General features: G+C 68.9%; 22 protein-coding genes. 14 read left to right on the plus strand and 8 right to left on the minus strand.

The window, feature by feature from the left end; genetic code table 11:
• Window positions 1-21 precede the first annotated feature (21 nt).
• From AB0M22_RS41445 to kstR, 6 genes are all read right to left on the minus strand, one after another.
• The gene (locus AB0M22_RS41445; protein WP_150403731.1) at window positions 22-1194 is read right to left on the minus strand and encodes an acyl-CoA dehydrogenase family protein; all 1173 of its coding nucleotides are present in this window, start codon (window positions 1192-1194) and stop codon (window positions 22-24) included.
• Between the two features lie 253 nt (window positions 1195-1447).
• Window positions 1448-2311 carry a metal ABC transporter permease gene (locus AB0M22_RS41450; RefSeq protein ID WP_364738626.1) on the minus strand — a complete coding sequence of 288 codons (864 nt, stop codon included), beginning with the start codon at window positions 2309-2311 and terminating at the stop codon, window positions 1448-1450.
• Window positions 2308-3192: an ATP-binding cassette domain-containing protein gene (locus tag AB0M22_RS41455; protein WP_364738841.1), complete on the minus strand. Its 885-nt coding sequence runs from the start codon at window positions 3190-3192 to the stop codon at window positions 2308-2310. The genes AB0M22_RS41450 and AB0M22_RS41455 overlap by 4 nt, the downstream gene beginning before the upstream one ends.
• A 34-nt stretch (window positions 3193-3226) precedes the next feature.
• The gene (locus AB0M22_RS41460) at window positions 3227-4111 is read right to left on the minus strand and encodes a zinc ABC transporter substrate-binding protein (protein WP_364738628.1); all 885 of its coding nucleotides are present in this window, start codon (window positions 4109-4111) and stop codon (window positions 3227-3229) included.
• A 187-nt stretch (window positions 4112-4298) separates the two neighbouring features.
• The gene (otsB, locus tag AB0M22_RS41465) at window positions 4299-6869 is read right to left on the minus strand and encodes a trehalose-phosphatase (protein ID WP_364738630.1); all 2571 of its coding nucleotides are present in this window, start codon (window positions 6867-6869) and stop codon (window positions 4299-4301) included.
• A gap of 376 nt (window positions 6870-7245) precedes the next feature.
• Complete coding sequence (kstR, locus tag AB0M22_RS41470) at window positions 7246-7893, minus strand: cholesterol catabolism transcriptional regulator KstR (RefSeq protein WP_364738632.1); 648 nt, start codon at window positions 7891-7893, stop codon at window positions 7246-7248.
• 140 nt (window positions 7894-8033) lie between these two features.
• Here kstR and AB0M22_RS41475 point away from each other — a divergent pair, with 140 nt between their 5' ends.
• The 6 genes from AB0M22_RS41475 to AB0M22_RS41500 all read left to right on the plus strand — a co-directional run bounded on the left by AB0M22_RS41475 (window position 8034) and on the right by AB0M22_RS41500 (window position 15164).
• A complete protein-coding gene (locus AB0M22_RS41475; protein WP_364738634.1) occupies window positions 8034-10187 on the plus strand; it encodes an acyl-CoA dehydrogenase in 2154 nt (717 codons plus the stop codon).
• A 77-nt stretch (window positions 10188-10264) separates the two neighbouring features.
• Window positions 10265-11329 carry an acyl-CoA dehydrogenase family protein gene (locus AB0M22_RS41480; RefSeq protein ID WP_364738636.1) on the plus strand — a complete coding sequence of 355 codons (1065 nt, stop codon included), beginning with the start codon at window positions 10265-10267 and terminating at the stop codon, window positions 11327-11329.
• Window positions 11314-12474, plus strand: a complete 1161-nt coding sequence (locus AB0M22_RS41485; RefSeq protein WP_364738638.1) for an acyl-CoA dehydrogenase family protein — start codon at window positions 11314-11316, stop codon at window positions 12472-12474. The genes AB0M22_RS41480 and AB0M22_RS41485 overlap by 16 nt, the downstream gene beginning before the upstream one ends.
• Window positions 12475-12519: 45 nt before the next feature.
• The gene (locus tag AB0M22_RS41490) at window positions 12520-13446 is read left to right on the plus strand and encodes a MaoC family dehydratase N-terminal domain-containing protein (RefSeq protein WP_364738842.1); all 927 of its coding nucleotides are present in this window, start codon (window positions 12520-12522) and stop codon (window positions 13444-13446) included.
• A 76-nt stretch (window positions 13447-13522) separates the two neighbouring features.
• Entirely contained in the window at window positions 13523-13942 is a 420-nt protein-coding gene (locus tag AB0M22_RS41495; RefSeq protein WP_364738640.1) for a MaoC family dehydratase, read from the plus strand.
• A gap of 49 nt (window positions 13943-13991) precedes the next feature.
• The gene (locus tag AB0M22_RS41500; protein WP_364738844.1) at window positions 13992-15164 is read left to right on the plus strand and encodes a lipid-transfer protein; all 1173 of its coding nucleotides are present in this window, start codon (window positions 13992-13994) and stop codon (window positions 15162-15164) included.
• A gap of 9 nt (window positions 15165-15173) precedes the next feature.
• On the opposite strand, the gene AB0M22_RS41505 is transcribed toward AB0M22_RS41500, so the two are convergent.
• Window positions 15174-16313, minus strand: a complete 1140-nt coding sequence (locus tag AB0M22_RS41505) for an agmatine deiminase family protein (protein WP_364738642.1) — start codon at window positions 16311-16313, stop codon at window positions 15174-15176.
• A 92-nt stretch (window positions 16314-16405) separates the two neighbouring features.
• Between AB0M22_RS41505 and AB0M22_RS41510 the strand changes: the two genes are divergently transcribed.
• Window positions 16406-16981, plus strand: a complete 576-nt coding sequence (locus tag AB0M22_RS41510) for a TetR/AcrR family transcriptional regulator (RefSeq protein WP_364738644.1) — start codon at window positions 16406-16408, stop codon at window positions 16979-16981.
• Between the two features lie 48 nt (window positions 16982-17029).
• Window positions 17030-17479, plus strand: coding sequence for an NUDIX domain-containing protein (locus tag AB0M22_RS41515; protein ID WP_364738646.1), 450 nt, complete (start codon window positions 17030-17032; stop codon window positions 17477-17479).
• Here AB0M22_RS41515 and AB0M22_RS41520 read toward each other — a convergent pair.
• Entirely contained in the window at window positions 17440-18042 is a 603-nt protein-coding gene (locus tag AB0M22_RS41520) for a TetR family transcriptional regulator (protein WP_364738648.1), read from the minus strand. The two genes, AB0M22_RS41515 and AB0M22_RS41520, sit on opposite strands and share 40 nt — an antisense overlap.
• 62 nt (window positions 18043-18104) lie before the next feature.
• Here AB0M22_RS41520 and zapE point away from each other — a divergent pair, with 62 nt between their 5' ends.
• From zapE to AB0M22_RS41550, 6 genes are all read left to right on the plus strand, one after another.
• On the plus strand, window positions 18105-19121 hold the full coding sequence (gene zapE, locus AB0M22_RS41525) for a cell division protein ZapE (protein WP_364738650.1): 1017 nt from the start codon (window positions 18105-18107) through the stop codon (window positions 19119-19121).
• A gap of 173 nt (window positions 19122-19294) precedes the next feature.
• A complete protein-coding gene (locus AB0M22_RS41530) occupies window positions 19295-20215 on the plus strand; it encodes a DUF4129 domain-containing protein (RefSeq protein WP_364738846.1) in 921 nt (306 codons plus the stop codon).
• Window positions 20212-20709 carry a hypothetical protein gene (locus AB0M22_RS41535; protein WP_364738652.1) on the plus strand — a complete coding sequence of 166 codons (498 nt, stop codon included), beginning with the start codon at window positions 20212-20214 and terminating at the stop codon, window positions 20707-20709. The genes AB0M22_RS41530 and AB0M22_RS41535 overlap by 4 nt, the downstream gene beginning before the upstream one ends.
• A 29-nt stretch (window positions 20710-20738) precedes the next feature.
• The gene (locus AB0M22_RS41540) at window positions 20739-21701 is read left to right on the plus strand and encodes a MoxR family ATPase (RefSeq protein WP_364738654.1); all 963 of its coding nucleotides are present in this window, start codon (window positions 20739-20741) and stop codon (window positions 21699-21701) included.
• A complete protein-coding gene (locus AB0M22_RS41545) occupies window positions 21698-22972 on the plus strand; it encodes a DUF58 domain-containing protein (RefSeq protein WP_364738656.1) in 1275 nt (424 codons plus the stop codon). The genes AB0M22_RS41540 and AB0M22_RS41545 overlap by 4 nt, the downstream gene beginning before the upstream one ends.
• Window positions 22969-23430, plus strand: coding sequence for a hypothetical protein (locus AB0M22_RS41550; protein WP_364738658.1), 462 nt, complete (start codon window positions 22969-22971; stop codon window positions 23428-23430). The genes AB0M22_RS41545 and AB0M22_RS41550 overlap by 4 nt, the downstream gene beginning before the upstream one ends.
• Window positions 23431-23439 lie beyond the last annotated feature (9 nt).

The raw sequence follows: 23439 nt of genomic DNA on the forward strand, positions 1-23439 counted from the left end.
CTCGGGCCCGAAAAACCTCGCTCAACCACGCAGTACTTTGCGCCCGATCGCGTACTTGTGCACCTCGGTCGGACCGTCGTAGAGCCGGAACGCGCGGATGTCGCGGAAGATCATCTCGACCACCGTCTCGTCGCTGATGCCGATGCCGCCGAGCACCTGCACACACCGGTCGGCCACCTTGAACAGCTCCTCGGAGACATACGACTTCGCGATCGAGCTCTCGTGCCGCGCCTTCTCGCCCTGGTCCATCAGCCAGCAGGCGTGCCAGATGGTCAGCCGGCACTGGTGCAGCGCGATCTCGTTGTCCGCCAACATGAACGACACGCCCTCGTGCTCGCCGATCGGCTTGCCGAACGCGGTCCGGGTGCGCGCGTGCGCGACCGCGATGCTCTGCGCCCGCTCGGCCGCGCCCAGCCAGCGCATGCAGTGGGTGAGCCGGGCCGGGGCCAGCCGCAACTGGGCGTAGCGCAGCGCCTGCCCCGCGTCGCCGAGCAGGGCCGACTGCGGCAGCGTCAGGTTGTCGAACCGGACGACCCCGTGCCCGGCCACATAGTTGCGGTCCATCGTGTTCATCGTGCGCTCGATGACGATGCCCGGCTGATCGCCGTCGGTGAGGAACAGCGTGGGGCCGGCGGGCAGGTGCGGGTTCTCCGCGAGCCGGGCCATGATGATCCAGGTCTTGGCGCCGTTCGCGCCGGTGATCAGCCACTTGCGGCCGTTGACGGTGAAGTTCTCGCCGTCGAAGGTAGCGGTGGTGGCCAGCTGGGCCGGGTCCGAGCCCGCGCCGTCCGGCTCGGTCATGGCGAACACCGAGCGGTGCTGCCCGGCGACCATCGGCGCGAGGTGGCGTTCGACCTGTTCCGGGTTCGCCACCTTGGACAGCAGGAACATATTGCCCTCGTCCGGCGCCGCGCAGTTCATCGCGATCGGGCCGAGGGTGGACCAGCCGGCCGCCTCGTAGATCACCGCCTGCTCGATGTGCGACAGGCCGCGCCCGCCCAGCGACTCCGGCGCCTGCACGGTGAGCAGCTTCTCCGCCCTGGCCAGCTCGACCAGTTCCTGGCGCAGCTCGTCGGTCGGCCCGTGCGCGGTCAGCCGCGGATCCCGTTCGAACGGAACGATCTTGTCGATGACGAACTGGCGCACTCGATCGCGTTCGGCGGCGAGCTCGGCGGGCATCGAGAAGTCGATCATCGTTGGTCACCAATCGTTCGGAGGGTGCTTGGGTCGAGCATACGAAACCCTGGCCGAGCGACTGAAGGCGCCCGCCATCAACACCCGTCGGGCCGCCACCAGAACGCTATGCACCGCCCACCAAAGACGCGTAGAGATCTGCGGCCAACCTCCCCACACCCCTTCTGCCAGCGGCCAGAAGAAGGGTCCACAGAGCGTGCATACCATTCACAGGGGCTGAGGGGTCTGTGGATGGTGTGGGGGCTCTGTGAGATCAGCGGGCTTTTTGGCGGCGGCGGGTGCTGACGGCTCGGCTGATCAGGTAGATCAGGAACGAGATCGTGGTGACGAATGTCGATACCGGGACGCCGGGGGCCAGTGACAGGAGAATGCCGCCTACCGCGGCGATTTCGGCGAAGAGCACCGCAAGGACGGTGGCCCGCACCGGATTCGCGGTCAGCTGCGCGGCCGCGGCGGCGGGCGTGATCAGCAACGCGAGCACCAGCAACGCGCCGACGATCTGCACCCCGAACGCCGCGGTGATGCCGAGCAGCACCGCGAACACGATCGACAGCGCCCGCACCGGAACCCCGCGCGCCACCGCGACTTCCGGATCGGAGCTGGCGAACAGCAGCGGCCGGTAGACGATCGCCAGCACCGCGAGCACGCCGACGGTGCAGGCCGCGAGCAGCGTGATCCCGCTGTTGCCGACGCTGACCACCTGCCCGGTCAGCAGCGAGAACTTCGACCCAGCCCGATCCGGACCGAGCCAGAGGAACAGCACGGACAGCCCGAGCCCGAAGGACAACACCACCGCGATCACCGAATCACGTTCCCGGGCCCGCGTTCCCAGCAATCCGAACAGCACCGCGGCGACCACCGACCCGGCGATCGCGCCGACGCCGACGCCGATCCCGGCGAGCAGCGCCGCGGCCGCGCCGGTCAGCGACAGCTCGCTGGTCCCGTGCACCGCGAACGACATCTGCCTGCTGATGATCAGCGGCCCGATCACCCCGGACAGCAGCCCGAGCAGCGCGGCGGCCAGCACCGCCTGCTGCACGAAGTCGTAGGACAGCAGATTCGCGGTGGTGCCGAAGTCGAACATCTTGCCGAGCACCCCAGACAGCTTGTCGATCACGAGCGCACCACGCTCGCCTCCGGTTCGACCGCCGGGTTGTCACCGTGGCAGTGCGCGCCGGCCGTGCCGAGCGCGTCCATGGTGTCCCCGGTCCCGACCACCACCAGCCGCCCGCGCACCCGCAGCACGTCGACCTCGGTCTGATAGAGCTCCGACAGCACCGCGGAGGTCATCACCGCTTCCGGCGGGCCGATCCGGAACTTGCCGTCCACCAGGTACAGCACCCGATCCACCAGCGGCAGAATCGGATTGATCTCGTGCGTCACGAACAGCACCGCGGTGTCGTGGCTGCGCCTGCGCTTGTCGATCAGCTCGGCCACCAGGCGCTGGTTGGCCAGGTCCAGGCTCAGCAGCGGTTCGTCGCAGAGCAGCACCTTCGGGTCGCCGACCAGCGCCTGCGCCACCCGCAGCCGCTGCTGCTCGCCGCCGGACATGGTCTCCAGCGGCGCGTTCGCGAACTTCTCCGCGCCGACATCGGCGATCGCGGCCGCGACCTTGCGCTTGCGTTCGGCCCGCGCCCGCAGCCCGAGTCCCCAGCGGTGGCCGTCGTAGCCGAGGCCGACAAGGTCGACGCCGCGCAACTGCACCCCGGCGTCGATCGTCTTCTGTTGCGGCACATAGCCGATATCGGGGTTACCGGTCCGTGCGGGCGCACCGGCGATCTGCGCGGTGCCCGCGCTGAGTCCGAGCTGGCCGAGCAGCACCTTCATCAACGACGTCTTGCCGGAACCGTTGGGCCCGAGCACGGCGACGAATTCGCCCGGCGCGACCTCGAGATCCAATTCCTGCCAGAGCGTCCGGTCACCGAAGGACAACCGGGCCCCGTCCAGCCGGACCGCCGAATGTGCTTGCCGCCGCACCGTTTCGGTGTGCTCGTTCAACGCGACCCCCTGCGTCGTCACGGTCTCGCTCAACTCAACTCAACGCCGCGCTGAGCGCCTGCGCGTTCTTGGTCTGCCACTGTAGGTAATCCACTCCGGCGGGCAGGGTTTCGGTCACCTCGACGACCGCCAGCCCGTTCGACTGCGCCACCGAGCGCAAGTCCTTGGTGATCTTGTCCTGGGTCTGCACGTTGTAGACGAGCGCGCGAACCTGCTTGCCGGTCAACAGTTCCCGGGTCGCGGCCACGGCGGCGGGCGCGGGATCGGTCTCCTGCTCGATCGCCTCCTGGAACTCGTGCGGCGTCTTGTCCTCGACGCCCGCGGCGAGCAGCAGGTAGTGCGCCAGCGGTTCGGTCTGCAACACCGGCGTTTTCGGGTGCTCGGCGGCGAGTTTGCTTGCGATCGAGGTGATTCCGGCCAGTCCGCGCTTGAACGTGGCGGCCCGCTCGGTGAAACCGCTTGCCGCGCCGGGCGCCAACTCGCCCAGGCTGCTCGCGATCCGGTCCGCGACCGCCGCGACGGTCTTCACGTCGTAGAAGACGTGCTCGTTCTCGTCACCCTTGTCCGGCCGCGCGTCGAACGCGTCGACGGTGCGCTTGTTCCGCCCCGCCACCGCCTTCTCGGCGAACTCGTCGTAGCCGCCGCCGTTGTAGACGACCAGGTCCGCGTCGCGCAGCTTGGCCGACTCGACCGCCGAGGTCTCGTGCGAGTGCGGGTCGGCGGACGGGTCGCTGATGATCGATTCGACCGCGGCGTCCGGTCCGGCGATCGTCGCGGCGATATCGCCCCAGACGTTGGTGGACGCGATCACGGTCGGCTTACCCGAATCCTTCGTGTCGCTGCCGCAGGCGGTGAGCGAGAGTGCGGCGACAACCCCCACAGCGACACCGGCGAACCGTATGGCAATGCTTGTCTTCACGCGGGGGCACTCCTGTGACGCTCAACAGCTGGTGACGCACTCGAGCGGGTGACACTACGCAGCTTAATGGAAATGGTTTCTGTTTCACTTTAGCAACTGCGCGCCGCCGAGACGAGTCCGGGCCCGCCGACCGGGACGCGCGGTGGCGCGGCGGTCGACGGGCCCGGAAAGAACTCCGGTAGATCGGTTAGACGAGCACCTCCACCGACTGACCGAGCAGCTGCGCGCACCGCAGCAGGCCGAGATGGCTGTAGGCCTGCGGGTGATTGCCGAGCGAGCGTTCGGCCACCGGGTCGTACTCCTCGCTGAGCAATCCGGTCGGCCCGGCCACGTCGACCAGCTGGGCGAACAGCGCCTCGGCGTCGGAACGCTTGCCGATCAGCAGGTACGCCTCGACCAGCCAGGCCGCGCAGAGGTGGAAGCCACCCTCGCCGCCGGGCAGGCCGTCGTCGTGGTGGTACCGGTACACCGTCGATCCGCTGCGCAGTTCGGCCTCGGTCGCGACGACGGTCGCGGCGAAGCGCGGATCGGACGGATCGATGAGTCCGCTCAGCCCGATGTGCAGGGTGGCCGCGTCCAGGTCGGTGCCGTCGTAGGCCGCGGTGAACGACTGGACCTCGTCGTTCCAGCCCTTCGACTTCACCTCGTCGGCGATGGTGTCGCGCAACACCGTCCAGGCCGGGTCGACCTCCCGCGCGAACTTCTGCGCCAGGGTCAGCGCCCGGTCCACGGTCAGCCAGCCCATCACCTTCGAGTACACGTGATGGCGCGGGTTGCCGCGGATCTCCCAGATGCCGTGGTCGGGTTCCTGCCAGCGCCGCTGCACCGCGGAAACCATGGCGCGCACCAGTTCCCAGTCCGCGTCCGGCAGGGCCTCGGCCGGATCGGTGATGCCCTGGAGCTCCCGCGCGTGCGACAGGCTCGCGATCAGGTCGACGATCGGACCGAACACGTCCAGCTGCACCTGCATGTTGGCCGCGTTGCCGACCCGGACCGGGCGCGAACCGGCGTAACCGGGCAGCTGATCGATCACGGCCTCGGGCGGCAGCGTCTCGCCGTACAGCGTGTACAGCGGGTGCAGGCGCTCCGGCCCGGGCAGCGTCTCCAGCACCTTGTGTACCCAGCCGAGGAACTGCTCGGCCTCGCCGAGCGAACCGAGCGACACCAGGGCCTGCGCGGTCAGCGAAGCGTCGCGCAGCCAGCAGTAGCGGTAGTCCCAGTTGCGCACGCCGCCGATGTCTTCCGGCAGCGACGTGGTGGCCGCGGCCAGGATGGACCCGGACGGCGCGTGCACCAGCCCGCGCAGCGTGAGCGCGGAGCGCTTCATCAGGTCCGGCTTCAGCGGCGGCAGCTGCAACGTGCCCGCCCACTGCGACCAGTAGCCCTCCGCGATGCGGCGGCGTTCCACCTCGTCGGTCTTGGCCGGCTTGAGATCGGAGGTGCCGCAACGCATTTCCAGCACGATCGGGCCCTTGGACGGGTCGACCACGGCGCGCGCGGAGTCGTGCGTGCCGTCGCTGATGATCTCCCAGGTGAGTCCGGGGGAGCGCAGCACCATCGGGTCGTTGGTGCCGAGCACCCGCAGCCCGTTCTCGGAGGCCTCGATGCTCACCGGCACCTGGCCGAATTCCGGGCGCGGCGCGAAGGTCACGACGGCCTTGGCGTCACCGGTGATCACCCGGGTCAGGTCGGTCCGGGTGGCGGCCACGTCGTGCGGCAGGTAGTCCACCACTTGCAGTTTGGCCCAACGGGTTTCGACGGTCATGGTGCTGTCGATGTAGCGCTGCGACAGCGGCAGGCCGGGCCGTTCCGGCTCGATGGTGAAGTGTCCGGCCTGCGGTCCGCCGAGCAGGTGCGCGAACACCGCGGCCGAGTCCGGTTCCGGATGACAGAACCAGGTGACCGTCGCGTCGGGGGTCAGCAGCGCCACCGAGCGCGGGCTGGCCAGCATGGTCAGTCGCTCGATCCGGGGCGCGCTCGCGCCGGCCAGCCAGGTGCGCCGCTCCTCCAGCAGGAAGGCCAGTGCGCAGGACACCGCCTCGGTGCTGTCGACCCGGTACTTGGCCTGGCTGTCGCCCTCGCCGACCTTGATGCCGAGGTCGGGGCCGGACAGCACGCGGAAGGCCTTCTCGTCGGTCACGTCGTCACCGAAGAACACCGCGGCCGACGCGGCGGCCTGATGCCGGATGGTGTCGAGGGCGGTGCCCTTGTCGGTCTGCACCACGGCCAGTTCGATGACGGCCTTGCCCTCGGTCACCTGCACGCCGAACCACAGCGCCGGACCCTGCCGGACGCTGGTGAGGGCGCGGTGTCCGATCTCCGGGCTGGCGTTGCGCACGTGCAGCGCGACGCTGGCCGGTTTGATCTCGACGGTGACGCCCGGGTTTTCCGCGGCGACCTGGGTCAGCGCGGTCTGCACCTCTTGGAGCAGTTGTTTGGCGTCGTTGTCGATGGCGTGCACGAAGCCGACGTCGAATTCCGAGCCGTGGCTACCGATCAGTTGTACCTCGACCGGAAGTCGCGACAAAGCGGCGAGGTCTCGCAGTGCGCGGCCGGAAATGACCGCGGCGGTGGTGCCGGTGAGTCCGGCGAGCGCGCGTAACGCACTCACCGATTCCCGGTGTGGAAAGGCCTTCGCCGGGTCGGAAACGATGGGCGCAAGCGTCCCGTCATAGTCCGAGGCAACCAACAGTCTCGGCACTCGCGCGACTGTCGACAGTGCACGACGAAGTTCCAGTGGCAGATCCTGTGCGCTCACGCATCCAACCTAGTGATCGGAGGAGTTTTTTCATGGGCGGGCAGAACAATACTGGGTTAGATTTGCCGCACCGACGCCCGCCGCTATGCGTGCGCTGTGTCTAATTTTCCGCCCGTTCGCGCCGGAGTGCGCGGCGAGGGCCGGAACTCGGGTCCGAGCGGCCACAACTGGTCACTTCTTCGCGTGCGCTGCGATCATGCCGATGTGCCATGGGTAGTGCGGGTGCCCCGCAAAACTCGCGCTACCTGGTAACGCCGAGCAGCGGGCCGCGGGCGCGAATTCTGTGCGCCCGGCCCGCTTTCGGCTCGAATGTGATCTTCCGCACGAACCCGGCGTCCGCTCAGGATTTGCCGGGTATGCGCTGGCTGTCCGAATACTAGGTGCGGTCGCCGAGCAACAGATCGACGGTCAATTCCAGTCGCTCGGTCACGTCGGTCGCCGACGCGCGCCGGGTCAGCCACGCGACCAGGTTGGACAGCCACACATCGCTGATCACCCTGGCGATGGCCAGTTGACGCTCGTCCGGCTCGCCGTCGTTCATGGCGCGGGCGAACACCCGATCCATCACCTTGCCGACCCGATCGACCTCGGCGGCCGCGGACGCGTCGGCGAACATGAACGCGCGCGTCATGGCCTCGGTGAGCAGCGGGTCGCGCTGCATCATCCGGGTGATCTGTTGCAGCAGCAGGTGCATGCGCTCCTGTGGCGACTGCCCGGCAAGCGGCTTGCGCTTGCCTTCGATCTGCTCGAATTCGCGGGACAGCGCGGACACCAGCAGGTGCACCTTCGAGGGGAAATACCGGTACAACGTCCCGACTGCGACATCGGCGCGTTCGGCCACGGCCCGCATCTGCACCGCGTCGTAGCCGCCCTTGGAGGCCAGCGCCAGCGTCGCGTCGAGAATTCGCTTACGCCGTTCCCGCTGCGCGGCCGAACTCAGCTCGTCTTCGCTGAGCGTCGTGACCGTCGCGGTAGCCGGTGCCGCGTTGGAGTCGGCCGGCTGCGATCGGGAGGGACTGGCCATCGGTGAGAGTCCTTTCCGGAGACGTCGTTCGTGGATCTGGCCCGAGTATCGGCTCGGCGGTCGTCTCTTGACTTCCGCACAGCTAGGATATTAGAACATGTTCTAGGTGTGGGAGTCACGCCGGGAAGGCGGTACGGAGTGTGACCATCGCCACCACTGACGAGCATAAAGCCGTCCAGGAGTCGATGCGTGGGTGGGCCGGATCGGTGCGTCCAATTGCAACAATGCGGACCGATCCGAGCGCCTTCTGGCGCGCGTACTGGCCCGGCCTCGCCGATCTCGGCATCTTCCGGGTCGCCGTGGCCGAGGACGCCGGCGGAGCGGGCGGCTCGGTCGCCGATCTCGCCGTGCTGATCGAGCAGGCCGCGCACGACCTGGTCGGCGGGCCGGTACTGGCCACGGCATTGGCCAATCTGATCACCACGGGACGGCTCGACGAGCAATTACCGTGCGGCGTCGCGCTGGACTTCATTGTCGGCGCGCAGGTCAGCGTACCGGCCGCGGCCGGCGAATTGTCGCTGACCGGTTCCTGGGATTCGGTCCTCGGCGCGGCGCCGGAAACCGCTGTGCTGCTTCCGGTTTCCACCCCGCAGGGGCAGCGCTGGATCCTGCTCGAGCCGGACGCCGAAGGGCTTCGGGTCGAACCGCTTTCGCCGCTGGACCTGAGCACCCCGCTCGCCCGGGTGCACTGCACCGACGTGCGGGTATCGGCCGAGCAGGTCTTCACCTCGCCACATGCGGTCGAGGATCTGGTCGTGGTGCTAGCCGCGGCCGAACTGGCCGGGCTGGCGGGCTGGTGCCTGACGACGGCGGTCGAATACGCAAAGGTCCGTGAGCAATTCGGGCGCAAGATCGGCTCGTTCCAGGCGGTCAAGCACATCTGCGCCTGGATGCTGTGCCGGGCCGAACTGATCCGGGCGGTCGCCGCCGACGCGGCGGCCGCGGTGGACGAGGGCGGCGCGGAGCTGCCCGTCGCGGCCGCGATCGCCGCCGCCATCTCGCTGGACGCGGCGGTCGACACCGCCAAGGACTGCATTCAGGTGCTCGGCGGCATCGGCTTCACCTGGGAGCACGACGCGCACCTGTACCTGCGCCGGGCGGTGGCCCTGCGCCAACTGCTCGGCGGATCGGCGCGCTGGCGGGCCAGGCTCACCGAACTGACCCGCGCGGGTCAGCGGCGCACCACCGGCGCCGATCGGGTCTTCGCCGCCGAAGGCGTTGCCGCCGTTGACGGCAGCAGCGCCGACGAACTGGCGGCGGAGGTGTCGCGGATCGCCGCGTTGCCCGCCGATCAACAGCGATCGGCCCTGGTCGACGCCGGCCTGGCCATGCCGCACTGGCCCGCGCCGTACGGTCGCGGCGCGGATCCGATGACCGGCCTGCTGATCTCGGAAGAACTGCGCCGGGCCGGCCTCACCGCGCCCGACCTGGCCATCGGCGGCTGGGCGGTGCCCACGCTGCTGCAGCACGGCACGCAGGAGCAGATCGATCGCTTCGCCTGGCCGACCCTGCGCGGCGACGTCGTCTGGTGCCAGCTGTTCAGCGAACCGGGCGCCGGATCCGACCTGGCCGCGCTGCGCACCACCGCGAAGAAGGTGGACGGCGGCTGGGTGCTGAACGGGCAGAAGGTGTGGACCTCGTTGGGCGACAAGGCGAACTGGGCGATCTGCCTGGCCCGCACCGATCCCGACGCGCCGAAACACCGTGGCATCAGCTACTTCCTGGTCGACATGCACAGTGCCGGCCTCGAGGTGCGTCCGCTGGTGCAGATCACCGGCGAGGCCCGGTTCAGCGAGGTGTTCCTCGACGACGTCTTCGTCCCGGACGACGGCGTGGTCGGCGCGTTGAGCAACGGCTGGAAAATCGCCAGATCGACGCTGTCCACCGAGCGGGTGGCGATGGGCGGCAACGGCATCGGGCCGGTGCTGGAAGAACTCATCGCGAAATCGCCCGCCACCGGGCCCGGTACGGAATTGGTGAACGACCGCCTTGGCGGATTTGTCGCCGACGCGATTGCAGGTTTACTGCTCGAACAGCGCGCCGCCGTAAAAATGTTGGCTGGCGCCGATCCCGGCGCGCAGAGCAGCGTGCGCAAACTCGTCGGCGTCCGGCATCGCCAGGCGGTTGCGGAATTCGCCGCCGAGTCGGCAGGTCCCGCCGGTGCGCAGGACTCGGAAGTGGTAAAAGAATTCCTGCTCACACGCTGTTTATCGATTGCAGGCGGCACCGAACAAATCCTGCTGACCGTCGCCGGTGAGCGGATTCTCGGGCTACCTCGCGACACAGACAGCTAGCGACGAGCCCACCCGTCGCCCGACCACCACCCCTCATCGAATCGCGGAGCGATACTGAATCAACTGGAGATATAAGCATGGATTTCACCAGGGACGAGGGCCAGGACGCGGTGGCCGAGGTCGTCGTGAGTTTATTGGAACGGGAACCGGCCCGTGATTTCGCGTTGTGGCCGAGCCTGGCCGAGACCGGGCTGCTCTCGGTCGCGCTGCCGGAGCGGTTCGGCGGCGACGGCATGGGGCTGTCCGAGGTATCGGTGCTGCTGACCGAGCTGGCCACCGACGCGGTCGCGGTGCCCGCACTGCCGACGCTGGGCTTCGGCCTGCTGCCGCTGCTCGCGCTGCTGCCGGACAGCCTGGCCGAACGGGTGTATCCCGAGGTGGCCGAGGGCGCGGTGCTCACCGCGGCGCTCAGCGAACCGGCCGCGCCGTTCGCGGTCAAGCCGGAGACGGCGGCGGTCGCCGACGGCGATTCGGTGCGGATCACCGGGCACAAGATCGCCGTGCCGTACGCGGAGGAGGCGCGCTGGCTGCTGATTCCGACCAATTCCGGTATCGCGCTTATCGATTCGGACGCGAAGGGATTGATCCGGGTGCCGTCGCCGGTCTCCGGCGGCATCCCCGAGTGCACCGTCCGGCTCGACCGGGTGCGCATTCCGGCCGAGCAACTACTACCCGGTGGCCTGGCCGAGCTGCACCGACTAGCGATCGCGTCGATCGGCTCGGTGGCGGACGGGCTGCTCAAGGGCGCGCTCGTGCTCACCGCCGAACACCTGCGGACCCGCCGCCAATTCGGCAGGCCACTGGCCGAATTCCAGGCCGTCGCCCAGCAGATCGCCGATCTCTACGTCGTCTCGCGCACCCTGCACGTGGCCGCGGTCTCGGCGAATTGGGCACTGGCGCAGGACGATTCCAGTCAGCAACACCAGGCGCGGATCGACGACGATCTCGACGTCCTGGCCTACAGCGTGGCCGCCGACCTGCCTGCCGCCATGCAGAAGTGCCATCACCTGCACGGCGGGCTCGGCGTGGACATCACCCACCCGATGCACCGCTACTACTCACAAGCCAAGGACATCGCTCGCTGGCTCGGCGGCGCATCGTTCCGACTAGATCGTTTGGGGGCCAGATGTTCATCGACCTGACCACCGAGCAGCGTCAGCTGCGCGGCGAATTGCGTTCGTACTTCGCCGATCTCGTCACCCCGGACGAGGAAGCCGCGATGGCGGTGAACCGGCACGGCGACGCCTACCGCGAGGTGGTGCGCCGGATGGGCCGCGACGGCTGGCTCGGCGTCGGCTGGCCAAAGCAATACGGCGGGCAGGGTTTCGGTCCCGTCGAGCAGCAGATCTTCTTCAATGAGGCGGTGCGCGCGGATGTTCCGCTGCCGCTGGTCACGCTGCTGACCGTCGGCCCGACCCTGCAACAGTTCGGCACCGACGCGCAGAAGAAGCAGTTCCTGCCCGGAATCCTCTCCGGTGACGTGCATTTCGCCATCGGCTACTCCGAACCGGAGGCGGGCACCGACCTCGCCTCGCTGCGCACCTCCGCGGTGCGCGACGACTCCGGCGACTGGGTGGTCAACGGCCAGAAGATCTTCACCACCGGCGCGCACGAGGCCGACTACGTCTGGCTGGCGTGTCGCACCGGATCGGTCGAGTCCCGGCACCGCGGCATCACCATCCTGATCGTGGACACCAAGGACCCGGGCTACTCCTGGACGCCGATCATCACCTGCGACGGCGCGCACCACACCAACGCGACCTACTTCGACGACGTCCGGGTGCCGGCCGACATGCTGGTCGGCGAGGAGAACGCGGGCTGGCGGCTGATCACCACCCAGCTCAACCACGAGCGGGTCAGCCTCGGTCCGTCCGGCAAGATCGAGCAGCTCTACGACCGGGTGCGCGACTGGGCGCAGCCGCGCGGCGTGCTCGGCGAGACCGATGTGCGCCGCTCGCTCGGGCGCATCCACGCCATGGTCCGGTTGAACGAACTGTTGAACTGGCAGGTCGCCGCGACCGTCGACGGCGACCCGGCGAGCGTGATCGCCGACGCGTCGGCCACCAAGGTCTTCTCCACCGAGGCGCTGCAAGAAGCGGGCCGGCTCGCCGAGGAGATCGTCGGCCGCTACGGCGATCCCGCCGAACCGGCCACCGCCGAGCTGCTCACCTGGCTGGACCGGCGGACCAAACAGAACCTGGTGGTGACCTTCGGCGGCGGCGTCAACGAGGTGATGCGCGAACTCGTCGCGACCGCCGGGCTGAAACTGCCGCGCGTACCCAGATAGCCACCAGACCGTGCTAGTCGAGAAGGAGCCGCTGTGCCGGAAACCATCAGTCCGGAAGCGATAGTCGCGCAAGCCGAGCGGATCAAGGCGGCCGGTGATTGCACGCCCCGGCTCGGGCGTGATCCGGTGAACCAGCCGATGATCAACAACTGGGTCGAGGCGCTCGGCGACACCAATCCGATCTACGTCGACGAGGCGGCCGCGCGGGCAGCCGGGCATCCCGGCATCGTCGCCCCGCCGGCGATGGCTCAGGTGTGGACCATGTTCGGGCTCAACGGAACCCGGCCGCTGGACGACCCGATGGGCGAGGCCACCGAACTGCTGGACGCGGCCGGGTTCACCTCGGTCGTCGCCACCGACTGCCAGCAGACCTATCACCGGTACCTGAACGTCGGCGACCAGGTGACGGCGACCAGCAAGCTGTCCGATATTCGCGGTCCGAAGCGGACGGCGCTGGGTGAGGGCTGGTTCGTCACCTTCCTGACCAGCTGGCACGTCGGCGACGAGCTGGTCGCCGAAATGCTGTTCCGGTTGCTGAAATTCGCGCCCGGTACCGGTGCGTCGGCGAGCGCGCCGGCCGGCGAACGGGTCAAGCCGCTGGTGTCCTGGGACACCGAATTCTTCTGGGACGGAACGAAAGCGGGGGAGCTGCGCATTCAGCAGCTGCCCGACGGATCGCTGCGGCATCCGCCGATTCCCGCGCTGTGGAAGGACAAGTCGGAACAGACCGACTACGTCGTCGCCTCCGGGCGCGGCACCGTATTCAGCTACGTCGTGCACCACGCGCCGAAAGTGCCGGGGCGGCAACTGCCGTTCGTGGTCGCGCTGGTCGAATTGGAGGAAGGGGTGCGCATGCTCGGGGAACTGCGCGGGATCGATCCCGCCGAGGTTCAGGTGGGGCTGCCCGTCCAGGTGGAGTTCGAGAAGCTCGACGACGACGCGACGCTGCCGGTCTGGCAGGTGATCGCATGAGCGAGCGTAGCGAGCGGACAATGAGCACAGCCGCCCACGCGGGCATGGCGGAGCCGAGCGTCAGCGAGGTGCAGCCATGACCGCGACCGTTGTGCCTGCCACTGTGCAGGTGGGCACCGTGCTGCCCGAGCTGGCGATCCTGGCCGATCCGACCTTTGTGGTCAGTACCGCGTTGGCCACCAGGGACTTTCAGGATGTGCACCACGACAGGGACAAGGCGGTCGCCCGCGGTTCCAAGGACATCTTCGTCAACATCCTCACCGACACCGGCATCGTGCAGCGGTTCGTCACCGACTGGGCCGGGCCGCGCGCGATGGTGAAGTCGATCTCGCTGCGGCTCGGCGTGCCGCTCTACGCGGGCGACACGCTCACCCTGAGCGGCACCGTAACCGCCATCGACGGCGGCGACATCCATCTCGACATCGTCGGCAAGGACAGCCTCGGCGACCACATCACGGCGAAAGCCGTTATCGCTTACCGGAGTTCGCATGAGTGAGCAGGCCCACCCGTCACCCGACCGCCACCCCTCAGCGAATCGCTCCGCGATGCCGAGTATTTCGGGCCGCGCGGCCATCGTCGGCATCGGCGCCACCGACTTCTCCAAGGACTCCGGCCGCAGCGAATTGCGTTTGGCCGCAGAGGCGGTCACCGCGGCGCTGGCCGACGCGGGCCTGACGCCCGACGACGTCGACGGCCTGACCACCTTCACCATGGACACCAACACCCAGGCCGCGGTGGCCAGGGCGGTCGGCATCCCGCAGCTGAAGTTCTTCAGCCACATCGGTTATGGCGGTGGCGCGGCCTGCGCCACCATCCAGCAGGCGGCCATGGCGGTGGCCACCGGCGTCGCCGATGTGGTGGTCGCCTACCGCGCCTTCAACGAGCGTTCGGTGTCGCGGTTCGGGCAGTTCTCCACCGCGCTCGCCTCGGCGCCGACCTCGTCGGGCATCGATGCCGGCTGGTCCTACCCGCAAGGTTTGGGCACCCCCGCCGCGCAGGTCGCCATGGTCGCCCGCCGCTACATGCACGTATACGGCGCTACCAGTGCGGATTTCGGCCGCGTCGCGGTCGCCGACCGCAAGCACGCCGCGGTGAACCCGGAGGCCTTCTTCTACGGCAAGCCGATCACCCTGGAGGACCACCAGAATTCGCGCTGGATCGCCGAGCCGCTGCACCTGCTCGACTGCTGCCAGGAATCCGACGGCGGCGTCGCCATCGTGGTCACCAGCGTCGAACGGGCTCGCGACCTGCCGCAGCGGCCGGCCGTGATCACCGCCGCCGCACAGGGTTCCGGCGCCGACCAGTACGTCATGACCAGCTACTACCGCGACGCCATGTCCGGCCTGCCGGAGATGGGTCTGGTCGGCGATCAACTCTGGGCCCAAAGTGGTTTGCGCCCAGACGATATGCAGGCCGCCATCCTCTACGACCACTTCACCCCGTTCGTCCTCATGCAGCTGGAGGAGCTCGGGTTCTGCGGTCGCGGCGAGGCCAAGGACTTCATCGCCGACGGGGCGATCGAGGTCGGCGGCAGGCTGCCGCTGAACACGCACGGCGGTCAGCTCGGCGAGGCCTACATCCACGGCATGAACGGCATCGCCGAGGCGGTCCGCCAGATTCGCGGCATATCGGTGAACCCGGTGGACAACGTGACGAACATCGTGGTCACCGCGGGCACCGGCGTACCGACCTCGGGTCTGGTGCTCAGCGCCAACTGAGCCGGCTCGCTAGTGGATCGGCGCGCCCGGCTGGTCGTGCGTCGAGCAGTGGATGCCGCCGCCGCCCGCGGCGATCTCATCGATCGGGACCGGGACGACGTCGCGACCGGGCAGGTGATCGCGCAGGATGCCCTGCGCCCGGTCGTCGGCCCGCCGGTCGCCGAATTCGGGCACGAACACCGCGTCGTTGGCGATGTAGAAGTTCGCGTAGCTGGACACGAATTCGTCGCCCTCGCCGGTGATCTCGTTGGGATCGGGCTGCGGCAGATCGATCACCTGCAACGTGCGTCCGCGCGCGTCGGTGGCCCCGGCGAGCACCTGCCTGGCCTGCTCGCTCGACCGTGACCACGAGTCGGCGGGCGAGCCGGGAAACGCGGTGTCCAGCAACACGACTCCGGGCGCCACGTAGCGGACCAGGCAGTCGATGTGGGCATCGGTGATGTCCTCGCCGCGCACGCCCGCGCACCAGATCACCTTCTCGATGCCGAGGGTCTGCTTCAACTCGGCCTCGAGCTGGTCGCGGCTCTTGCCCGGATTGCGGTTATCGTTGACGATCGAGCTCTCGGTGACCAGTAGGGTGCCCTCGCCGTCGGTCTCCAGCGCGCCGCCCTCGGCGACGAACGGGGCCCGGTAGCGCGGAATCTGGTAGCGCGACAGCAGTTTCTGGCCGAGCGGGCCGTCGTTGTCGTGGCGCTGCTTGTTGCCCCAGCCGTTGAAGCCGAGGTCGACGCCGACCACCCGGCCCGCCTGCTCGACGAAGACCGGGATGGTGTCGCGGGCCCAGAGATCGTCCACCGCGAGCGGGATCACCTCGACGCCGCTGCCGCACGCCCGCTGAGCCGCGTCGCGCTGATCCTCCCTGGCCAGCATGACGACGTACTCGTACTCGGCGATCTCGCGGGCCAGCCCGGCGATGTCCTTGCGCACATCGCCGAGGTACTGCCCCCAGATCGCCGCCTGCGCGGGCCAGGACATGAAGGTGCGCGCGTGGCTCTCCCACTCGGCGCCGAACCGGCCACCCGGCCCGGCCGCCTGCGGCATGCCGGTATTGCCGTGGTCGCCGGAGTCGGACGGCTCGGACGAGCCGCATGCCGAGACGCCTGCGGCGAGCAGGCCGGCGAGGACGCTGAAGGCAGATCGGCGGGACATGTGGTTCTCCATCACGGGCTCCGATAGTCGATGATCCTGGTTCAAGATCCTGACTGAAATTTCAGTCAGGAACACACGGTACCATTGTCCGCATGTCTCGTCGTGATTCGATCCTGGAGTCGGCCGCCCGCGTGGTCGCCCAACGCGGTATCCGTGGCCTGCGGGTGGAGGAGCTGGCCGAAGCGGCCGGCGTCTCCACCTCGCTGATCTACTACCACTTCAAGGACCGGGCCGGCCTGCTCGCGCAGACCTTGGACTTCATCAGCACCCGGGCCGAGCGCTACACCGAATCCGACGTCGACGCCGCCGCCGACCCGCTCGGCCATCTCCAGGAACTGCTGCTGCTCGAACTCCAGGACACGCCGCTGGTCGTCGAGAACAGCACCGCGTGGGGCGAATCCCGGGCCACCGCGGTCTTCCAGCCCGAACTGCGTGCGCAGCTACGCGACGCCACCGCGCACTGGACCGATTACCTGAGCGGACTGATCCGCAGCGCGCAGGAGCAGGGCACGGTCGCCGCCGAGATCGCCCCCGCGGATGTCGCCGAACGCCTCACCGCGCTGATCGAAGGCGTGAGCATGCGCTGGCTCAGCGGCACCCTCGAACTCGACCGGGCCCGCGAATTGGTGCGCGGCGCAATCGCTCTCGAATTGGGCGTGCGGTCCTGAGCCCCGCGTAAGTTGGAATCGGCAAGATCGCCGCACGGGAGGAACCCTATGACCGCTCGGCACCTGGTCGACGTCCATGTCCTGCTCATCCGCGACGGCCGCCTGCTGCTCAGCAAGCGCCGCAGCGCCGACGAATTCGACGGCCTCTGGCACCTGCCCGCGGGCAAGCTCGAGGCCGGCGAATCCGCCACCGCCGCCGCGGTCCGCGAGGCCGCCGAGGAAACCGGCGTCCGCCTCGACCCGGCCGACCTGCGCCACATCCACACCGCCCACGTGGTCGGCTCCGGCCGCGACCCCCGCCTCGGCCTGTTCTTCGAAGCCCGCCACTGGACCGGCAACCCCACCAACCGCGAACCCGACCGCTGCCACGAACTGCGCTGGTTCCCCCTCGACGCCCTCCCTGACGCCATGATCGCCTACCCCGCCGCCGGCATCCGCGCCCACTTCACCGGCGCCACCTACAGCGAACGCGGCTGGTACGCCGATCCGCGGAAGTAGATCGTCAGCAGGGTGCTGAGCTGACGCACGCTTTCCGAGGTGCCTGGCCGGAGGTCGGCGCGGTTGCCGGCGAATCGGTCGAAGACCGCGCCCTCGAGCAGGGCGACGAAGTCGGCCGCGGCGGTCGCCGGGTCGGGACTGCCCAGGGCGGCGAACAGGTCTCGCGCGCGGGTGGCGGAGAACAGGCTGCCTGCCAGGCGGGCGTGTAGCTCGGAGTCGGACAGTAGGTCGAGGATGAGGGCATGCCGGGCGATCAGGTGATCGCGGCGTTCGGCCAGTAGGCGATCGAGCCAGGCGGCGATTCCGGCCGCGACGGCGTCCGGATCCAGCGGCCCGGTCGAGGCGAGGTGCGCGGCCGTGAAGTCCGCCCGGGAGCGAGTGGTGATTCGGTCCACGATCGCCTCGATCAGCGCGCGTTTGGTGCGGAAGTAGTAGGAGGCCGAGCCTGCCGGGAGCTCGAGCGCGGTGTCGAGGGCGCGGTGGGTCAGTGCCCGCAGGCCTTGGGCCGCAATCAGATCGATCGCGGCATCGACGATCAGCGTGCGCCGGTCGGTTGTGGACACGGTCACCTTCCCTGGCTTCGTCTCGACTTGTCCTCTACAAATGTAGAGGACAAGGAGGTGTCATGGAAATCGACGGTGAAACCGATGTGACCTCGACGGTTGTCCTGGACGCGGATCAGGTGCGGGCGGGGGCTCGGTTGGGGGAGTTGGTGGATCGGCGGGGGCGGCCGGTGCGGGGGTCTCGGGGGGTTTATCTGTATGGCGGGCCGGGGCGGGGGAAGACGATGGTGATGGATCGGTTCTTTGCCGGGGTGGCTTCGGATCGTAAGCGGCGCTTTCACTTTCATCAGTTCTTTGTTCGGCTGCATGCGGCGGCGCACGCGTCCGGTTCCATCGATAAGGCGGTCGCCGGGTTGCTCGGAGATGCGCGGCTGGTGTGCTTCGACGAATTCCATGTGCACGACATCGGTGACGCGATGCTCATCGCGCGAATGCTCGATGCTTTGTTCAAGCGTCGAGCGACGCTGGTGGTTACGTCGAATTACGCGCCCGCCGAGTTGCTGCCGAATCCGCTGTTTCACGAGCGATTTCTGCCGACGATCGCGCGGATCACCGCGCACCTCGACGTGATTCCGCTCGACGGGCCGGTGGACTATCGCACCCGGACGGACCGAACACGCGAACGCCGAACCGGTTTCGCGGCCGGTCGATATCGAGTCGAACCCGCCGATCGGCACAAGCCCGCAACACCCGGCGACGAAGCGAATCCCGCCTCGGTCCAGATCCAGATCGGCACCCGCCACTTGCGCGCCCGATCCGCCACCCGCACCGCGCTCACCATCGAATTCGCCGCACTCTGCGGCACTCCCACGGCCGCCGCCGACTATGTCGAACTGTCCCAGCGCTTTCCACAGTGGACCATCACCGACGTACCCCCGCTGCGCGAAGCGCCACCCGACTGGGCGATGCGTTTCGTCAATGTGGTCGACGTGCTCTACGACGCGGACCGCGAACTCACCGTGCGGGCGCGAGTGCCTTTGGCGGACTTGGCCGACGGCGTCCGCGGCGTCCCGGATATCGCGCGACTCGCCAGCCGACTTTGTGAGCTGTCACAATTAGCGCCCGCTCCCGTCGGATAGTTGTGTAAGCCACGGACGACCTGGCCCTGAGCGGCACCATGCACGGTTTTAGCGGATGTATTCCGAAGTATTCGATTCCCGCTCGAGCGGACCGCTCGGCATGTAACTATGTGGCTGTTTTGTGCAGTACTCAGATTTGGTGGTAATCAGTGGCCCGGGCGCGAGCGCCGATAATGCGCGTGATCGTGCTGATCACGCTGCTGGCCCTTGCCGCGATCGCGCTGCGCGGATACATCCCAGGAGTGACCGAATCCCGCGATAATCCGTCCGCGCCGTCCGCACTGTCGGTGGCATTGATGCCGGTGCTGCTCACCGTCTCGATGGTGATCCTGCTCGCCGGCGTGATCGCCAGCCAGCACCGCCTGCCGCTGGCCATGCCCGAACCCGATCGCGACACCGACCGCCAGCAGTGGCGCCTCGGCCGCGTCGGCCTGCTGGTACTGGCCGGCCTCGCGGTTCTCGCCCTCATCCTCGCGGCCGCCGCCGCGGTGTTCTTCGTCGGCGCCGGAGGCGAAAGCGCGCCCCCGCCACCGGCATCGGCGCCGACCACCGGGCTGCCGCCGGCCGAGTTCGCCACCAGCGCACCGGATCCCGGCAGCGCCCCCGCCGAGCTCACCGGCACCGCGCTGCTGCTCACCGCCATCGCCGCCGCCGCACTGGTCGGCGTGGCTATCGCCGGACTCGTCGTGGTCACGGTGGCCGCGCGACGCAGGCCCGCGCCGGCCCCGCTGCCACTGGTCCCGGTTGCCCCCACCGCGGTGGACTCGCTGGCCAGAGCCGCCGAAATGGGCTTGGCCGCAATGAATGTGCCCGGCCAGGAGCCGCGCGCCGCGATCATCGCCTGCTACGTCGCGATGGAACGCGGCCTCACCTTCGATCGCGCGGCCGCGCCGCTGGCGTCGGACACCCCGATGGAGGTGCTGGCCCGCGCCTTCGAACGCGGCGCGCTGCACGACGCGTCGGCGCGGGAACTGGTCGCGCTGTTCGAGGAGGCCAGGTTCAGTCCGCATGCGATGCTCGAGTGGCAGCGGATGCGGGCTGAGCAGCTTTTGCGAATCGTCCTCGCGGACTTGCAAGGAGAGGCGGCAGCTTGAATCGAACGGCCATCGTCATCAGTGCCGCGATCGTCATCGCGCTGATCGAGATCGTCACCCTGGACCGTGCGCGCGGGGTGCTGTTGTTCATCGCCGCGGTACCGGTCCTGGTGGCCTTCGCCTGGCTGGTGTGGTCGCTGCTGGAGCGGGCGGAGCCGCGCGGCTACCAGGACATCGACGAGATCGAGAACGGTCCGGCCGAGATGCTGCGCCGCTGGCACGCCAGGGCGCAGATGCTCGCCGACCGCGCCGACGGCACCCGCGCCGACTGGGACCGGCACCTGCGCCCGTTGCTGGCCAAGGAGTTCGAGCTGTCCAGCGGGCAGCGGGTGACGAAGAACCGCAGGGCGACCGAGGCCGCCGGGATCCATCTGTTCGGGCCGGAACTGTGGCGCTGGGTGGACCCGGCGAACTCGGCATTGCGTGATCAAACCAGTAGGGCACCGGGACGGGCGGCACTGGACGAGATCCTGAGCCGCCTGCAGAGAATGTGAAATGGGTTGAGGCAAGTGCGGGTACACACATGACGATGCCGATGGATGTCACGGTCCAGCGCAGCGATGCCGTGCTCCGGGAGCTATCCCGGGTCATCGTGGGCAAGCAGGAAGAAATGCGGTTGATCATGATCGCGGTGCTGGCCGGCGGTCACGTCCTGATCGAGGACCTGCCCGGTCTCGGCAAGACGCTGATCGCCAGATCGTTCGCCGCGGCGCTCGGGCTGCAATTCACCCGCGTGCAGTTCACCCCCGACCTGCTACCCGCCGATCTGCTCGGCTCGACCATCTACGACATGACCTCCGGTCGCTTCACCTTTCGTCGCGGACCGGTGTTCACCAACGTGCTGCTCGCCGACGAGATCAACCGGACCCCGCCGAAAACCCAAGCCGCGCTGCTGGAGTCGATGGCCGAGGGACAGGTCAGCATCGACGGCGAAACCTTCCAGCTGCCCCAGCCGTTCATCGTGCTGGCCACCGACAACCCGATCGAGTACGAGGGCACCTACCCGCTGCCGGAGGCCCAGCTGGACCGGTTCGCGATCCAGCTCCGGCTCGGCTACCTGTCCGAACCGGACGAGAAGCAGATGATCCGCCGCCGGCTGGAGCGCGGCGCGACGACGCCGCAGGTCACCCAGGTGGTGGACGCGAACGGGCTGATGGAGATGCGCCAATCGGTCGAGTACGTCACCGTGCATCCGGATGTGGTGAGCTACGTGGTCGCGCTCGCCTCGGCCACCCGGGCGCACCCGCAGGTGGAGGTCGGCGCGAGTCCGCGCGCGGAGCTGGACCTGGTGCAGATGGCGCGCGCCCGTGCCTTGCTGCTCGGCCGCGACTACGTGATCCCGGAAGACGTGAAAGCCCTGGCGATTCCGGCCATGGCACACCGGATCACCCTGCGCCCGGAAATGTGGGTGCGCCGAATCCGCGGCGAAGACGTGATCAGCGAACTGCTGCGCCGCCTGCCTGTTCCGCGCGCCACCGTGACATGAGGCATCGCGACGCCAGCACCGCGGTCGAGGCCGAATTGCGGTGGCGCCCGGCACCGTTGGTCTTCATGCTGGCGATCTGCGCCGCGGCGGCGCTGGTGCTCGCGGTGGTGCTCGGGCGGTGGCAGCTGGTCGTGTTCGCCGCGCCGCTGCTCGGCGTGCTCGCCACCGCGCCGTGGCAGCAGTCCTCGACCAGGATCCAGGTGGACGGCGGCGGAACGCTGCGGTGCTTCGAATCCGAAGAGGTGGTGCTGACCGTCGCCGCGTTCGTCGAGCAGGGGCACGCGCTGCTGCGATTGAAGCCGGAAAAGGTTGCGGCGCTGGGCATCGAGGTCGAGGAGGCCAGCGATTCCGGGGCCGCGCCCGCCGGTCTGCGACTCGCGCTGTCGGCGGATCGGTGGGGGCGTTATCCGGCGTCGGTGCGGGTGTCCGCGCTGAGCCCGGCGGGGCTCGCGGTGGCGAACGTCGTGCTGCCCGCGGGGCAACTGTTCGTCTATCCGATCACCGATCCGCAGCGAATGCGCCTGCCGCGCACCGAACTTCCCGAGCGGCTCGGCACGCACCTCACCCGGCGGCATGGCCCCGGCGTGGAGTACGCCGATATCCGGGCCTACGCGCCGGGTGACCAGCTGCGCATCGTGAACTGGCCGGTGAGTGCGCGGCGCGGCCGGTTGTACGTCACCGAGCGGCTGACCAACCGTTCCGCGGATGTCGTTGTGCTGGTGGATACTTCGCAACAGGCACCGGGACCGGCGACGGATTCCCTCGAACTGTCGGTGCGCGGTGCGGCGCAGGTCGTCCAATCGACCTTGCAGGCCGGCGACCGGACCGCCGTGGTGTGCCTCGGTCAGGCGCCACGCTGGCTGCGCCCCGATATCGGGCGACGGCAGTTCTATCGGGTCGTGGACACCGTGCTCGGCGTCGGCGACGAGCACATCCCGACCACCGGCACGCTGGCGCCACACTCGGCGGTGCCGCTCGGCGCGATCGTGGTCGCGTTCTCCACGCTGCTCGACACCCAGTTCGCGCTCGCGTTGATCGATCTGCGCAAGCGCGGGCACGTCGTCGTGGTGGTGGATGTCTTGCGCGGCACGCCGTTCCGGGGTGCGCTCGACCCGACCCTGGCCAAGATGTGGCAGCTCGAACGCGCCTCCATGTACCGCGACATGGGCACCGTCGGCGTCGACATCGTGGCCTGGCCCGCGGACACCCGGCTGGATCAGATCATGCGCGTGCTGCCCGAGCACCGCCGTACCGTGCGGGTGCGCCGATGACCCGATTCCTCGCCGTCCTGTCGGGCGTACTGCTGGTGACGTCGGTGGCGCTGCTGGAACCGTGGGCCGCCCTCCCCGCCTTCGTCCTGGTCGCACTCGGCTGGTGGTTCCGCCCGGTCGCGGTCGCCGCCGTCCTGCTCGCGGTCGGCGTACTCGCCGTCGCGAACCCCGGTGTACTCGCCGCCGCCGCAATGGGATTGGTCGCCACCACCTACCTGCTCAACGCCGCCACCGTCACCGCCCCACACGGTGTGGTGCCGACCACGGTCCCGTCGGTGACCGGCGCGGTAGGCTTCGCCGCCGTCGGCGTCTGCGCCGCCCTGCTCCCAGTGCGCCTGGCCTGGGCCCCGCTGGCCGCCCCCATCCTGGTCATCGTGCTGTACGCCTTGGTAGTCCACGGCGCAGCGATCCGCCGCGCCCGACCCACCAGCACCCAACCAGAGCCGCACACCCCCTGACCTGACGCA

Source organism: Nocardia sp. NPDC051756 (assembly GCF_040681495.1).
GTDB lineage: Bacteria > Actinomycetota > Actinomycetes > Mycobacteriales > Mycobacteriaceae > Nocardia.